Origin of the sequence: Providencia sp. PROV156, from assembly GCF_028480905.1 — a bacterium.
Lineage (GTDB): Bacteria > Pseudomonadota > Gammaproteobacteria > Enterobacterales > Enterobacteriaceae > Providencia > Providencia hangzhouensis.
In genome coordinates this window covers 12,670-27,595 of the sequence record NZ_JAMPPE010000016.1, presented here as the reverse complement: position 1 = coordinate 27,595, position 14,926 = coordinate 12,670, and the positions used below count along the sequence as shown (strand labels likewise).

General features: G+C 41.5%; 13 protein-coding genes and 1 riboswitch. Of the genes, 9 read left to right on the top strand and 4 right to left on the bottom strand.

The features are described 5' to 3' along the window. Window positions 1–181: 181 nt before the first annotated feature. From PSF31_RS12860 to PSF31_RS12845, 4 genes are all read left to right on the top strand, one after another. On the top strand, window positions 182–1,144 hold the full coding sequence (locus tag PSF31_RS12860; protein ID WP_096864067.1) for a CYTH domain-containing protein: 963 nt from the start codon (window positions 182–184) through the stop codon (window positions 1,142–1,144). A 12-nt stretch (window positions 1,145–1,156) separates the two neighbouring features. Next, complete coding sequence (gene glnE, locus PSF31_RS12855) at window positions 1,157–4,003, top strand: bifunctional [glutamate--ammonia ligase]-adenylyl-L-tyrosine phosphorylase/[glutamate--ammonia-ligase] adenylyltransferase (RefSeq protein WP_164560937.1); 2,847 nt, start codon at window positions 1,157–1,159, stop codon at window positions 4,001–4,003. 92 nt (window positions 4,004–4,095) lie between these two features. After that, the gene (gene hldE, locus PSF31_RS12850) at window positions 4,096–5,523 is read left to right on the top strand and encodes a bifunctional D-glycero-beta-D-manno-heptose-7-phosphate kinase/D-glycero-beta-D-manno-heptose 1-phosphate adenylyltransferase HldE (RefSeq protein ID WP_096864068.1); all 1,428 of its coding nucleotides are present in this window, start codon (window positions 4,096–4,098) and stop codon (window positions 5,521–5,523) included. Window positions 5,524–5,693: 170 nt separating this feature from the next. Beyond that, on the top strand, window positions 5,694–6,047 hold the full coding sequence (locus PSF31_RS12845; protein ID WP_004257748.1) for a type II toxin-antitoxin system HicB family antitoxin: 354 nt from the start codon (window positions 5,694–5,696) through the stop codon (window positions 6,045–6,047). A gap of 40 nt (window positions 6,048–6,087) precedes the next feature. On the opposite strand, the gene ubiK is transcribed toward PSF31_RS12845, so the two are convergent. Next, on the bottom strand, window positions 6,088–6,354 hold the full coding sequence (ubiK, locus tag PSF31_RS12840) for a ubiquinone biosynthesis accessory factor UbiK (RefSeq protein ID WP_004257742.1): 267 nt from the start codon (window positions 6,352–6,354) through the stop codon (window positions 6,088–6,090). A 232-nt stretch (window positions 6,355–6,586) separates the two neighbouring features. Then, window positions 6,587–6,739, top strand: a riboswitch (FMN riboswitch). Between the two features lie 158 nt (window positions 6,740–6,897). Here ubiK and ribB point away from each other — a divergent pair. Together ribB and ygiD are read left to right on the top strand one after the other, a co-directional pair. After that, window positions 6,898–7,551: a 3,4-dihydroxy-2-butanone-4-phosphate synthase gene (gene ribB, locus PSF31_RS12835; RefSeq protein ID WP_096864069.1), complete on the top strand. Its 654-nt coding sequence runs from the start codon at window positions 6,898–6,900 to the stop codon at window positions 7,549–7,551. Between the two features lie 225 nt (window positions 7,552–7,776). Further along, window positions 7,777–8,580: a 4,5-DOPA dioxygenase extradiol gene (ygiD, locus tag PSF31_RS12830; RefSeq protein WP_176489296.1), complete on the top strand. Its 804-nt coding sequence runs from the start codon at window positions 7,777–7,779 to the stop codon at window positions 8,578–8,580. A gap of 81 nt (window positions 8,581–8,661) precedes the next feature. Here the strand turns inward: ygiD and PSF31_RS12825 are convergent, their stop codons facing one another. The 3 genes from PSF31_RS12825 to tolC all read right to left on the bottom strand — a co-directional run bounded on the left by PSF31_RS12825 (window position 8,662) and on the right by tolC (window position 12,324). After that, window positions 8,662–9,825 (bottom strand): glutathionylspermidine synthase family protein, encoded by a 1,164-nt coding sequence (locus PSF31_RS12825; protein WP_004257729.1) that lies wholly within the window; start codon window positions 9,823–9,825, stop codon window positions 8,662–8,664. A gap of 6 nt (window positions 9,826–9,831) precedes the next feature. Continuing rightward, window positions 9,832–10,536, bottom strand: coding sequence for a DUF1190 family protein (locus PSF31_RS12820; protein ID WP_176489297.1), 705 nt, complete (start codon window positions 10,534–10,536; stop codon window positions 9,832–9,834). A gap of 399 nt (window positions 10,537–10,935) precedes the next feature. Continuing rightward, window positions 10,936–12,324, bottom strand: a complete 1,389-nt coding sequence (gene tolC, locus PSF31_RS12815) for an outer membrane channel protein TolC (RefSeq protein ID WP_036958003.1) — start codon at window positions 12,322–12,324, stop codon at window positions 10,936–10,938. A 305-nt stretch (window positions 12,325–12,629) separates the two neighbouring features. Between tolC and nudF the strand changes: the two genes are divergently transcribed. The 3 genes from nudF (at window position 12,630) to yqiA (ending at window position 14,840) form a co-directional block, all read left to right on the top strand. Continuing rightward, entirely contained in the window at window positions 12,630–13,268 is a 639-nt protein-coding gene (nudF, locus tag PSF31_RS12810; protein WP_164560938.1) for an ADP-ribose diphosphatase, read from the top strand. 143 nt (window positions 13,269–13,411) lie between these two features. Beyond that, entirely contained in the window at window positions 13,412–14,251 is an 840-nt protein-coding gene (gene cpdA / locus PSF31_RS12805) for a 3',5'-cyclic-AMP phosphodiesterase (protein ID WP_004257710.1), read from the top strand. Between the two features lie 7 nt (window positions 14,252–14,258). Continuing rightward, complete coding sequence (gene yqiA, locus PSF31_RS12800; protein ID WP_096864098.1) at window positions 14,259–14,840, top strand: esterase YqiA; 582 nt, start codon at window positions 14,259–14,261, stop codon at window positions 14,838–14,840. The last annotated feature ends 86 nt before the right edge of the window (window positions 14,841–14,926 follow it).

Below are 14,926 nucleotides of genomic sequence, written 5' to 3'. Positions count from 1 at the left end.
TCTAAAGGAGAATGAGAACTATCCTAACTGTCTAAATTACCCTTATTTTTACTTTGTTTTCAATATAACTCACTGAAAGAAATATGACAGGTAGAATTTTTGTTTATCATACAGTTTCTTTTCTCAGCTTAGCTTGATTGGGGTAATATGAGTGAAGTGAAATAATTAAATAAGGATATGTATGAGCCACGTAGAGGTTGAACTCAAACTTGCCGCTAAGAGTTCCGCAATAGAGGCTGTACGACAGTGTCTATCGACATTGTCTCACCAATACAGTGAGCCGACGAAGTTAACCAATATCTACTTTGATACGGCAAATAAGCAGTTACGTCAGTGGGATATGGGCTTACGTATCCGCGGTTGTGATGGTCGTTATGAAATGACAATGAAAACGGCTGGGCAGGCGATAGGCGGCTTACACCAACGGCCTGAATATAATGTTGATATTGATTCACCTGAGCTTGATTTAGCCGCATTACCGGCTGAAATTTGGCCTGAAGGCACTGATGTTTCACAGCTTCAGTCTGAATTAAATATCCTCTTTAGCACCAATTTTACCCGTGAAAAGTGGTTAGTGACTTTTGAAGATAGCGAAATAGAAGTGGTTTTTGACCAAGGTGAAATTTCCTCTGGCGCAAAGGATTTGCCTATTCAAGAGTTTGAACTAGAACTAAAAAAAGGCTTTATTGCTGATGTACTCAATTTAGCGAAGAAATTTGCAGATATCGACGGCTTACATTTGTCATCACTTAGCAAAGCTGCACGTGGTTATTCATTGTTATCGCCGACAAAAGCGCCATTAACTCCTCCAAATTCGGTGTTTGACTATGAAGAGTACCCCCTCGAAAAATCATTAACGCATATGCAATTACTTTGCCAGCAGCATGAAGACTACTGGTTAGCAAATGGCAGCAATGCACGCCAAGGCTTCAGTGAGTTTTTACGTTTTGTTCAGGCATTTTTAGTGCATTACCAAAATTCTGTACCTCACTTTATTCATGACACTCCACTGGAACAATTACGTTCAGATATTGCCGATGAAGCAATTAGTGCTGAGGATTTTTGCTATAGCAGCCAGTGGTTAAAGTGTAAATTAGCCTTTATCCAGTGGTTAAGTGCTTTAACCTATCAAGAAGCCCATTAAGGTATTGATAATATGCATGCTTTTCCTGAGTTATTACAAAGCCAAGGTGAACGCGTTTTAAGCCAGTTAGCGGAACAAACGAATGAATTATTACCGTTAAATGAACAAGAAATTCAAGTGCTTGCATTCAGTGATTTTGTGTTAAAGCAAGTATTAGCACATCCGCGGTTTTTACTTGAAATTCGCTCTCGACCACCACAAGCCGATGAATGGAAAAGTTATGCATCATGGTTAGCTCAAGATTTGTCATCTGTTAGCAACGAAGACCACTTGATGCGAGTGTTGCGCTCATTTCGTCATCATATGTTAGTGCGCTGCGCATGGATGCAAGTGCTAGAAATTAGCACGCAAAAAGAAACGATTTATCAGCTCAGTATATTGGCGGAAACCTTGGTTGTTGCAGCGCGAGACTGGTTGTATCAAGAATATCGTCAGTCATGGGGAACACCTTGTAATGCAGAAGGAAAACCGCAGCCGCTGTTGGTTTTAGGGATGGGGAAGTTGGGGGGCCGAGAGCTCAATTTTTCTTCTGATATTGACCTGATTTTTGCTTATCCAGAAAATGGGGTGACCCAAGGTGGCCGAAAAGAGTTAGATAATGCGCAATTTTTTACGCGTTTAGGGCAAAAATTGATCCGCGTACTCGATCAAGTGACGGAATATGGCTTTGTTTATCGGGTCGATATGCGTTTACGGCCATTTGGAGATAGCGGCCCGCTGGTTTTTAGCTTTTCTGCGCTTGAGGATTATTACCAAGAACAAGGGCGAGACTGGGAACGCTACGCGATGGTTAAAGCCCGTATTATGGGCGCTGATAGCCTCCATTATGAGGAGTGTTTGCGAAAGCTTTTGCGTCCTTTCGTTTATCGTCGCTATATCGACTTTAGCGTGATCCAATCCTTACGCAATATGAAAAATATGATTGAGCGAGAGGTTCGGCGTCGTGGTTTGGTCAATAACATCAAATTAGGTGCTGGAGGGATCCGCGAAGTTGAATTTGTTTCACAGGTTTTCCAACTCATTCGAGGGGGACGAGAACCTGTTTTACAGTCGCAATCTTTATTTTCAACGTTACAAGGGATCCGTGAACTCGCATTGTTAACCGAAGATCAGGTTAATATCCTGCAAGATAGTTACCTTTTTTTACGTAGAGTCGAAAACTTACTGCAAAGTATCGATGACCAACAGACACAAACACTCCCTGAAGAGGCTTTAAACCAAGCGCGTTTAGCATGGGGGATGGGCTTTGCTGATTGGCCTGCATTTTATCAGGTTTTGAGTCAAAAAATGGTTGCGGTGCATCAAATATTCACCGAGCAAATAGGCCAGGAGGATGACTCTGAGAACATTGATGTATTCGATGAAATTTATATCACATTATGGCAAAGTGAATTATCAAAAGAAGAATTAGCCAGCTATTTGCCGTCTAAAAGTGAAGAGATTGCACAACGTATCATTCACGGTATAGTGATGTTCCGTCATGATCTCAATAAACGCACCATTGGTCCTCGAGGGCGAGATGTTCTTGATGAATTAATGCCTAAATTATTGGCTAAAGTCGGTGAGCGTGATGATGCAGGGCAAGTCATTGAGCGCATCACACCACTGTTACTGAGCATTGTTAGCCGCACAACTTACCTAGAGTTAATGCTTGAATTTGATGAGGTTTTGACGCACGTTATTCGTTTATGTGCGGCTTCACCTATGATAGCGGAACAATTAGCTCGCCACCCATTGTTACTTGATGAGTTGCTCGACCCTCAATCATTATACCAACCCTTACCGCTAACGGCCTACCGTGATGAGCTGCGCCAATATTTAATGCGCGTTCCTGAAGATGACGAAGAACAACAACTTGAAGCATTACGTCAATTCAAACAAGCTCAATTATTGCGTATTGCTGCTGAAGATATTTCAGGTGTTTTGCCGGTAATGAAAGTCAGTGATCATCTGACTTACCTTGCGGAAGCAATTATTGATGCGGTGGTGCACCAAGCGTGGCAAAAAATGGTAAAACGCTATGGTGAGCCAGCGCATCTAGAGCAAAGTGACAAAAAACAATATGGGTTTGCGGTATTAGGTTATGGAAAACTAGGTGGCTGGGAATTGGGCTATGGCTCTGACTTAGACCTCGTTTTTCTCTTCGATTGCCCTTTAGATGTTGTCACCAATGGTGAACGTTCCATTGATGCTCGCCAATTTTACTTGCGTGTTGCTCAGCGTATTATCCATTTGTTTAGTACTCGAACCCCTTCTGGTGTGTTGTATGAAGTTGATGCGCGACTAAGGCCTTCCGGTGAGTCAGGAATGTTGGTCAGTACCATACAATCATTTGATGATTACCAAAAAAATGATGCTTGGACATGGGAACATCAAGCGTTAATTCGAGCTCGAATGGTGTTTGGTGATGAGGATTTACAACGGCAATTTATACAGACTCGCCACGAAACTCTGTGTATGCCAAGAGACCCTAAAACTTTGCAACAGCAAGTGCGTGATATGCGGTTGAAAATGCATCAGCACCTAGGAAGTCATCAAGTTAATGAATTCGACTTAAAAGCGGATCCTGGTGGGATCACTGATATTGAATTTATCGCACAATACTTAGTTTTGCGTTTTGCCGCAGAAAATAATGCGCTAACACGTTGGTCTGATAATGTGCGTATTTTCGAGTTGATGGCGCAGTATGGTTTTATGCCAGAAGATGAAGCGAATGCTTTAACTCTAGCGTATGTCACAATGCGTAATGAGCTCCATCACTTAGCATTACAATCACTGCCAAGCCGTGTTGAGATAAGCCAATTTTCTCAGCAACGTGAACAAGTTTTAGCAAGTTGGCAAAAATGGCTTGAAGAATAAAGAACAAACGCATTTTATTTAGCTAAACAGCGCAATATGCTAGTATTGTTGCTAATTATTATCAGATTTCCTTTTTAAGACTGGAGTGCAGGATGAAAGTAACTCTTCCGGATTATAAACAAGCCGGTGTGCTGGTGGTTGGTGATGTTATGTTAGACCGTTATTGGCATGGTCCCGCAAACCGTATCTCGCCAGAAGCCCCTGTCCCGGTTGTTAAAGTCACGATGGTCGAAGAGCGTCCCGGTGGTGCGGCTAACGTCGCGATGAATATTGCGTCATTGGGTGCAAATTCACGCCTTGTGGGGTTAACTGGAATTGATGACGCGGCAAAAGCACTCACTAAAAATTTAAATGCCGTGCAGGTTCGTTGTGATTTTGTGGCTATCCCCACCCATCCAACCATTACTAAATTACGCGTACTTTCACGTAATCAGCAACTTATTCGCCTCGATTTTGAAGAAGGTTTTGAAAACGTGGATGTTGCCCCTGTACTGGAGCGCATAGAACAAGCACTGCCACACATTGGCGCACTAGTGCTGTCTGACTATGCAAAAGGGGCGTTAACTCATGTTGAAAAGATGATAGCGCTCGCCAACAAGGCCAATGTTCCAGTCTTGATTGACCCGAAAGGAAACAATTTCGAACGTTACCGTGGGGCAACTTTATTGACGCCAAATATGTCTGAGTTTGAAGCGATTGTTGGGCCATGTAAAAACAACCAAGACGTTGAAGAAAAAGGCATGAAGCTGCTTCAGTCATTGGAGCTTAAAGCGCTGCTAATTACGCGCTCAGAACAAGGTATGAGCTTAATTCGCCGTGATGAAGCCCCATTGCATTTACCGACTCAAGCACAAGAAGTGTTTGACGTGACGGGGGCAGGGGATACGGTTATTGGTGTTCTCGCTGCCTCTATTGCATCTGGCCGCCCATTACATGAAGCCTGCGCACTAGCTAATGCCGCAGCAGGCGTGGTGGTGGGCAAATTAGGGACTTCAACGGTTTCGCCTATTGAATTAGAAAACGCTATTCGTGGCCGTGCTGACACTGGTTTTGGTGTTATGACTGAAAGTGAATTAAAACAAGCGGTTGAGAATGCAAGACTGCGCGGTGAACGTGTAGTGATGACTAATGGCTGTTTTGATATTCTCCATGCTGGGCATGTGTCTTATTTAGCTAACGCGCGTAAATTGGGTGACCGCCTAATTGTGGCTGTAAATAGTGATGCTTCGACACGCCGCTTAAAAGGTGAAACACGTCCAGTTAACCCATTAGAACAGCGTATGACTGTACTAGGGGCTTTAGGGGCAGTAGATTGGGTCGTGGCTTTTGAAGAGGACACTCCACAGCGTCTAATCGCAGAAGTTTTGCCTGATATCTTAGTTAAAGGGGGGGATTACCGCCCTGAAGAGATCGCGGGCAGTGCGGAGGTATGGGCCGCGGGAGGCGAAGTTAAAGTACTTAACTTTGAAGATGGTATTTCTACAACCAATATCATCAAAAATATCATGAAAACCAGTTAATTTATCATTATTAATTAGCAAGTTAATAACCTCACGTGGGTATGTAAAAACGCCGTGAGGTTTTTATTTATTTAAAATCAATATGGCGTCAAATGTTGACGTCATATTTTTTTTGCTTTAGATTTTGATATCACAATATGACGTCATGGAAAATACGATAGGGGTGGAATATGATTAAAAGCAGTAATGTGATGACGATAGACGGCCATCCTGCATCTGTTATCTATGAAGCTGAAATTAAAGCGTTTCGTGGTAAGTTTTTAGATGTAAGTGGTTACTGTGATTTTGTTTCTGATAGCATTGAAGGGTTAAAAAAAGAAGCGCGAATTTCTTTAGCAGAATACATCGAAGGCTGCCAAGAAGAGGGGATTAACCCGTTCAAAGAACAAGAAACGGTAAAGTCATTTACGCTGCGTTACCCAAGCCGCTTAGAGGCTTATTTAAATGCGGTAACAACTGAGCATAATGTTTCTAAAAATCAGTATATTGTTCAGCTGCTTGAGCGTGAACTGAATATCAAATAACAAAAGTGACGCCTTAATCGGTGCCACTTTTTCAATTTAATTACTCAGCCGTTTTTTCTTCTACATTTAAATGGGCTTCGAGTGCGCTGACGCGTTGTTCCATCTTCGCTAATTTTTCACGGGTGCGTAATAAGACTTGAGTTTGAATATCAAATTCTTCACGACTGACTAAGTCTAATTTGCCGAGTTGTGATTGTAACAGTGAACGCAGTTTTTTATCAAAATCTTCACCTAAATCGCGTACGCCTTGTGGTAAAGCGCCTTGAATTTGGCGGGCAACTTGTTCAATTTTTTTCGGATCGAGCATTTCGCGGGTCCTTAAGTTTATCAAAATATTGTTGTGAATTGTTGGGACTAGTTTAATACCTCTTGCTGCCTTGCGCTAGCTTGAATTATTTAGAGAGAGGTTTAGAGCCGGTAGTGAAATTAACCTTGATAACTCTAAGTTTTTATTCATGTTTTTTGGCTAAAAGTGTGAGTCATTCGCCAATTTTGATTATCATCGTTGCGAACTTGAATTATTGGCGTTATATTAATTGCGTATATCTCAGGGCGGGGTGAAAGTCCCCACCGGCGGTAAACATGCATCACGCATGAAGCCCGCGAGCGCTTTATCATTTTTATGGTAAAGGTCAGCAGACCCAGTGTGAATCTGGGGCCGACGGTTATAGTCCGGATGGGAGAGAATTAACAGTATCTGCATGTTTGTGCGATTACGCACAATAGTGTTCTGCATACCTGAATAGGTAAATGCCTTTTATTGGCTATTTATATATTCACCATTTCTCGTATTCCTAAGACTGCCTTGATTCTGGTAACTAGTTAATAACTATTTAAGAGGTTTTTTACCATGGATCATTCGCTACTTTCTGTATTTGGCAATCCTATCGAACGTGTTGAAAATGCTATCGAGGCATTACGCCAAGGTAAAGGTGTTCTTGTTCTTGATGATGAAGATCGTGAGAACGAAGGCGATTTAGTTTTTGCAGCAGAAACTATGACTGCCGAGCAAATGGCATTTACCATTCGTTATAGCAGTGGGATCGTGTGCCTTTGTATTACTGAAGAGCGCCGCAAGCAACTCGAACTACCTATGATGGTAGATAACAATACGAGCCAAAATCAAACAGGCTTTACTGTGACCATTGAAGCCGCACAAGGTGTGACGACAGGTGTTTCTGCCGCAGACCGTATCACCACTATTCGTGCCGCAATTGCAGATAACGCCGTTCCTTCAGACCTTAACCACCCAGGACATGTTTTCCCTCTGCGTGGCCGTGAAGGCGGGGTATTAACGCGTCGTGGTCATACTGAAGCGTCTATCGACTTAGCAATATTGGCAGGTTTCAAGCCAGCTGGTGTGTTGTGTGAGTTAACCAATGATGATGGTTCTATGGCTCGTACCCCTGAAGTGGCTGCGTTTGGTAAGCAACATGGTTTGACTGTAGTGACGATTGAAGACTTAGTTCAGTATCGTCAGTTGCAGGAAAAGAAAGCGAGCTAATCTTTTTTCTCGTCATATCTTGAATATTATCTAATGTAATGGTTTTAGTTATTTAGGTAATAAATAGTCTGTTAAGCATATAGAATGTTATAAAGGCCACTGAGTTGCACACCTCGTGGCCTCTTCAATTTTTTTGATGATCATACTCATAATTAGCCCACTGTGTTTTTTGTTGGAAAGCGTATGCTGTAGGGAGAAACTAATTGAGTTGGAGTTGAAATCATCATGTCGGTAAATACTTCGGTGGTAAAAAATAAGATCCCTGCCATTTTTATTGGTCATGGTAGCCCTATGAATGCGATTGAGGATAATCCTTACACTCAAGCGTGGGAAAATCTCGGTAAAGCCTTACCTCGGCCCCGCGCAATTTTGGTGATTTCAGCCCATTGGTATACGCGCGGTACTGCTGTGACTTCGATGTTAAAACCAAAAACGATTCATGATTTTGGCGGGTTCCCCGAAGCCTTGTATCAAATCGAATATCCAGCTTCTGGTTCTCCTGAATTAGCTCAGCAAGTTGTTTCATTACTAGCCCCTGAGCCAATTTACCTTGATGAACAAGAGTGGGGATTAGACCACGGTACATGGGAAATTTTGCTGCGTATGTATCCAGAAGCGGATATCCCCGTGATCCAACTGAGTATCGATGGTAGCAAGCCCGCCACTTGGCACTATGAACTCGGTAAAAAATTGAGTGTTTTAAGGGAGAAAGGCGTGCTGATTATGGGCAGTGGCAATGTTGTCCACAATTTACGGGCGATGAATTGGCAGAACTCTCATGCTGAGCCGTACCCGTGGGCAATATCTTTTGAAAAATTTGTATATGACAATCTGCAAAGTCATGAAACGCCTCACCCACTGACTAAAGGATTAGAACGGGAGGATGGTAAATTATCTAACCCATCACCAGAACATTACTTGCCTATTTTACCTATTTTAGGAACTTGGGATGGGCAAGAAGAGATCAGTACACCGATTGAGGGAATTGTGTCAGCATCGTTAAGTATGTTGTCTATTCAGGTAGGGTAAGTTTTCTGCGATAGCTTTGTTTCATAAAAAAGCCCAAATCATATTGCTATGTTTGGGCTTTCCTTTTAACGCTAAATACGATTAGTCGATGATCGCATGTGGGTAAAAACGTGATAAGTCTTGAGTGATCAGTTCTTTATCTTCACGAATACAGATCCCCGCAGGTTGATCATTCACCAACCAGCTTCCGACTAAGGTATAGTTACCTTCAAATTGTGGAAGTGGATGGAATTGTTGAATAATCATACCTTCTTCGCCGTATGGGCCATCTGCGGCTGCAATTTCCTTACCATTTTCGATAATACGGATATTAGCACCTTCACGAGAAAATAATGGCTTAATAACGTATTTCTCGAGTTCTGGCTGGGTTTTGCCATCCGCAAAATAGGCAGGCAGTAAATTTGGGTGATCTGGGAACATTTCCCATAACATAGGCAATAAAGCTTTGTTAGAAATGATGCTCTTCCATGCAGGTTCTAACCAGCGTACGCCAGCGTCTTGCAATTTAGTCGAGAAAATTTCTCTTAGCATAAATTCCCACGGATATAGCTTGAACAGGTTACTAATCACCTGATCTTGTGTATCCGAAAATTCACCTTTTTCACCTAGACCAATTTCATCGATATATAAGAATTCAGTGGCAATACCGGCTTCATTTGCACAGTCTTGTAAATATTGAACGGTACCGCGATCTTCTTCTGTATCACGGCAACAAGACATATGCAACAAACGGAAACCATACTGATCTTTTAATTGCGTAAAGCGCTCGATCAATTGCTCTTGAATGCTATTAAATTGATCGGCGTTTTCAGGGAGTTTTCCTGCTTCAATTTGATCTTCTAGCCAGATCCATTGGAAAAATGCAGACTCATATAATGAGGTTGGAGTATCCGCATTGTTTTCCAATAGCTTAGGTGGGTTAATACCATCGTAAGCGAGGTCAAGCCTGGAATATAAAGAAGGTTGCTCGCTTTTCCATGAGCTGCGAACAAATTCCCAACAATGCTTAGGGATCTGAAAACGTGCCATTAACTCATCGCTTTCAACAACACGTTCAACCACTTTTAGGCACATTTGATGCAACTGCTCGGTTGCATCTTCTATTTCTTCAATTTGTGCCATAGTAAATTGGTAATACGCATCTTCTGACCAGTAGGGCTCACCATACATAGTATGAAATTCAAAGCCAAACTCAGAAGCTTTTTCGCGCCAGTTTGGGCGCTCTACTATAGGAACTCGTTTCATTACTTATCAACCACCCATCGAACGGGAAGAAGAGGTTGATTTTGCAGAAGAAGATGAACGCTGTGCCATCGCTTGTTTATTTACGGTGTCACCAAAACCGCCACGGGTAACTGTTGAAGTTGTTGGTGGTTTAGGTGCCATGGCTGTTTTTGGTACGCTCATGGAACGGCCACCTGCAACAGCAGGGCCATAGCTTTTACCTGAAGCGTCAACAAACTTACCATTGGCAGGGCTAGCTGGGTTTTTTGAGCTGAATAATGGTTGTGATGCAGCGCTACCGCCCATCATACGGCCCATCATATAACCCATCATTAATGGCATCCACATGCTACCGCCGCTGCTTTGTGTTTGAGCCGTTTGTTCACCATTTGTTGAGCTAGTGCCTGCAATACCTGCTTGAGCCGGAGCTTGAGTACACATAGCTTCACCAAACTCAGCAATACAGTCAGCTTGAGTTTCATATTTAGGTGCAGTTTTAGCGGCTTCTTGTAGCGCATTATTGTAGGCGGTAGTGCACTGTTCTGCTTGTGATGGGTTCGCTTGGCTACAGTCTTGTGCGTTTGTGTACAATGAGACGGTTTCATCACTTTCTTCACAAGCGGAAAGCATAAATACGGCACTGACCGCAACAGCCACAGGCGCTAAACGGTATGAACGCCAAGACTTACGGAAGGCGCTCTGATTAATATCTTTGGTACGCTTCATGGTCATGGTAATTACCCTGAATTTAATTAAGTAAGATGTTTTTAGATGTTAGCTCTAGGATAGGGGATAAACGCTGAAAATTAAAGCAGAAATATAGGAGAAATGAGCTGAATTTATCATTTTGATAACTTTTTGCTATTTTTTCCTATTTAGCATGGTATTAGTTAAAGGGAAAAATAATATTTTTATTTTATATCAATGTGTTAACTATTGGTTGTTTTTTGCTCTAGTGCGCAGTATTAAGAGTGAGAATTAACTGAATTTGTGCCAGAGGCTAATGAAAAGGGGTTGTAAGCGGTTCAATTAGTGCAAATTAGCAATTCTAAACGATTTACTTGGCTTCCTTCAAAAAATAACCCGCTATATAAGCGGGTCATTATATCATTTTCAAATAAACTAAGAATTTTAATTCATTTTTGGCGCGTTGGTATTACGAATAATACTACTTGCAGAGGTTGAAATCTCTTTACCTAAATTTGCATTTAGGCGGGCAATATCGTCTTCGTTCAATGTGCCACGAGCAAATTCGATATTCAGTTGGTTAATCATGTAGTCATAACGTGCATTAGACAGGTTTTGTTTCGCTTGGTATAGCGCAGTTGTTGCTGTCAACACGTCAACAATGGTACGAGTTCCTACTTGATAGCCAGCTTCCATTGCATCTAATGAGCTTTGTGCGGAAACAACGACTTGTTTGTAGGCATTAATGCTACTGATTGACGATGATACGTTATTAAATGATGAGCGAACTAACTGAATCACATTACGGTAAACGCTTTCTAGTTGTTCACTAGCACCTTGGAAACCATATTGTGCTTGTTCAACTTGAGAACTGACTGCGCCACCAGTATACAGTGGAATGCTTAAATTTAAGCCAATGCTATTTTGACCATTATAGCTGTTGGTCGCACCACCACCATATGGAGTATTATAACCGCTGCCGTGTTGGTAACTATTTGTGACTGATGTTGATGCATCTAAGTTAACTGTTGGCATGTGGCCTGTTTCTGCTAAGCGAATATTTTCACGAGAAACATCTTGTGCTAAACGTGCGCTTAATAGGCTGAGGTTACGCTCTTCTGCTTCTTTTAGGATAGCGTTGATATCGCCCAACTCATTGGTTTTAAAGCGGTCGATATTTAAAGAAGCAAGTTGGCTGTAGTACACGCCACTGACTTGACGCAGTTTTTCAATCGCATTTTCTAAATCATTGCGGCCAGCGACTTCTTGTGCAATAACGCTATCATAGTTTGCACGGGCGTTTTGCACGTCGGTAATGGCAACAAGGCCAACGTTAAAGCGTTGTGTAACTTGGTCTAATTGGCGATAAACGGCTTCTTTATTTGCTTCAATATAAGATAACGCGTCAATCGCTTTTAACACATTAAAATACGCAGTTGCAGTATCTAAAATTAATTGCTGTTGACTTGTTTGGTATGTGACATCAGAAATACCCGCGGTTTTTTCTTGGATAGTCAATTGACGCCATTTCGACATATCAAACACAACTTGAGTGAGTTTCAGTGAAGCATTTAAACCTGTGCTTTCAGTATTTCTTGCGTCACGGTAACCACTGCCGTAGCTAGCCCCTGCACCTAAACCTAATTGTGGCAATAATGGGCTGCGAGATTCATTAATTTTTTCAAAAGCTTGATTACGTTCAGCTAATGATTTTCTTAATTCAGGGTTACTTTCTTTGGATTTTTGGTAAACCTGTAGTAAATCTTCTGCATAGCTATTGGTACTGAGACCCACAAAACTCATCGAAATTAAAAGGGGAAGCAGTTTCTTCATTTTGATTCCTTGATTAAACAGCAAATTAAGTTGAGTCTGTTGCCTAAAACGTACCATGCCTAACTAGGCGATAGATATTAAATTATCCGTTTTAGAGACAGTTATTAAAAACAGACACTACGTTGCTCTTTGATTTGAATAATGGCGCTTATTGTAACAGAGTATCACTTCTATTAACGGTAGCCTTTTGTGCCATTTTGTCTCAATTTATTAAACATTACCTCATCTAAGGTTAAAAAACCTTAAAAACTGTTTTAATCCACAATTATTTCCTTAAGATGGAATAATTGGGTTTGGAGAATGAAATGACAAAACAAATAGAGCAGCCAATTAAATACGGCAAAAATGATGTTGAAATTATATCCAAGCGTAAATTATTTAACGGTTTTTTTCAAATGGTTGAATATCAATTTCGTCATCGCCTTTTCGCGGGGGGATGGAGTAAAGAAATTCGCCGTGAAGTTTTTGAACGCGGCCATGCTGGCGTGGTTTTACCCTATGACCCGAAAGCAGATAGTGTTGTTTTAATTGAACAAATTCGGTTGCCAGCGATTGAGACTAGTGAAACACCCTGGTTACTTGAAGCAGTAGCTGGAATGATAGAGCAAAACGAATCACTGGAAGAGGTTATTCGTCGTGAGGCCGTTGAGGAAGCTGGGCTTATTATTGGTCGCACTGAAAAAGCGGTAAGTTATCTTTCTAGCCCTGGCGGTACGACTGAACGTATGCATGTATTTATCGGTGAAGTTGATAGCAGCCAAGCGAAAGGTGTTCATGGGCTAGCGTCAGAAAATGAAGATATTTGCGTACATGTGGTTAGTCGAGAGCAAGCTTTTCAATGGGTTGAAGACGGCACAATTGATAATGCAGCAACAGTGATAGCGATTCAATGGTTACAACTTCACTATCAAAAACTTCATGAAAAGTGGATGAAACTGTGTTAAATAACGATTAATCTGATGAAGTGTGTGCTGATTATCAGAAAGTTAGAAAGTAAAGCTTTAAGATAGTTGTAAGTATGTTGAGCTTTTATATAGTTGTAATGAATAGATTAGGTACTAAATAATATTTAAGAAAAGGAATACTTTTGGACAGCCAGCTTGAAGTGACTGCAAAGAACTCTAAAGTTGTGAGAATTTTACAGGTTACTGATACGCATCTTTTTGCTAATACAGAAAATACGCTTTTAGGGGTAAATACTTACCGTAGCTATCAGGCGGTACTTGATGCTATCTCAGAGGAAAATCTCCCAATCGACTTAATTGTGGCGACAGGGGATTTAGTTCAAGACCAATCACCACAAGCTTATCAGCATTTTGCGGATGGTATTGCGCGTATTCCTGCTCCTTGCGTATGGCTTCCTGGTAATCATGACTATCCACCGGCTATGGTCAAAACACTCAGAATTGCTGGGATTTCAAGCGCTAAACAAGTTTTAATTGGTGATGAGTGGCAAATCTTGATGCTTGATAGCCAACTTCAAGATGTACCTCATGGCGAGCTTTCTGAGCAACAGTTAGAGTGGATGAAAGCCAGCTTAGATGCTGAACCTGAACGTACTACATTGATTATGCTGCATCACCATCCTCTAGCCTCGGGTTGTACTTGGCTTGATCAGCACAGTTTGAGAAATTCACATATTTTAGCTGATTATTTAAAAAGCTACTCAAATGTTAAAGCGATGCTATGTGGCCATATTCACCAAGAAATGGATGAAAACTGGCACGGTATTCGGTTGTTGGCAACGCCTTCTACCTGTGTGCAATTTAAGCCTCACTGTACTAATTTTGCGCTTGATACCGTCGCGCCAGGTTGGCGATATTTAGAATTAAGTATTAATGAACAAGGGCAAAGGCATATTACAACCCGCGTTCATCGCTTAGATACAAGGGAATTTAGCCCTGACCTTGACTCAGACGGTTATTAATTCGCTTATGTCAACTCTACTTTATATTCATGGTTTTAATAGTTCCCCTCAATCAGCTAAAGCCAATAACTTAAAGCAATGGATTGAGGTGAATTATCCACAAGTTAATATGATTGTACCGCAGTTACCGAATTACCCTCAGCAAGCTCAAGCTATGTTGGATGATATTGTCCAACAGCATCAGCATGAGAAAATGGGGTTAGTCGGCTCTTCGCTCGGCGGTTATTTTTCAATTTGGTTTTCAGAGCGTTATCAGCTTCCTGCTGTCGTCGTAAACCCTGCGGTACGTCCTTTTGATTTACTGCAAGATTACTTAGGCGACAATACAAACCCATATACTCATGAACAATATGTGTTGGAAGAAAAGCACATTAATGAGCTAAAATCCTTATACATTGAAAGATTAACATCCCCTCAGCTTATCTGGTTGTTACAACAAATGGGCGATGAAGTACTTGATTATCGAGAGGCTGTTGCCTATCTTTCAAAGTGCAAACAAACTGTGGAACCTGACGGTAATCATGCCTTTATTGGTTTTGACGCTTACTTTTCTCAAATTGTTGATTTCCTACAATTGGCAGAGAAATAGTGTCAAAACGTATGAACACTGTTATTATCAACAGTAACTCACTGATTGAATAGTTCAATTAATCACCTATTACCGCAGAATGACAA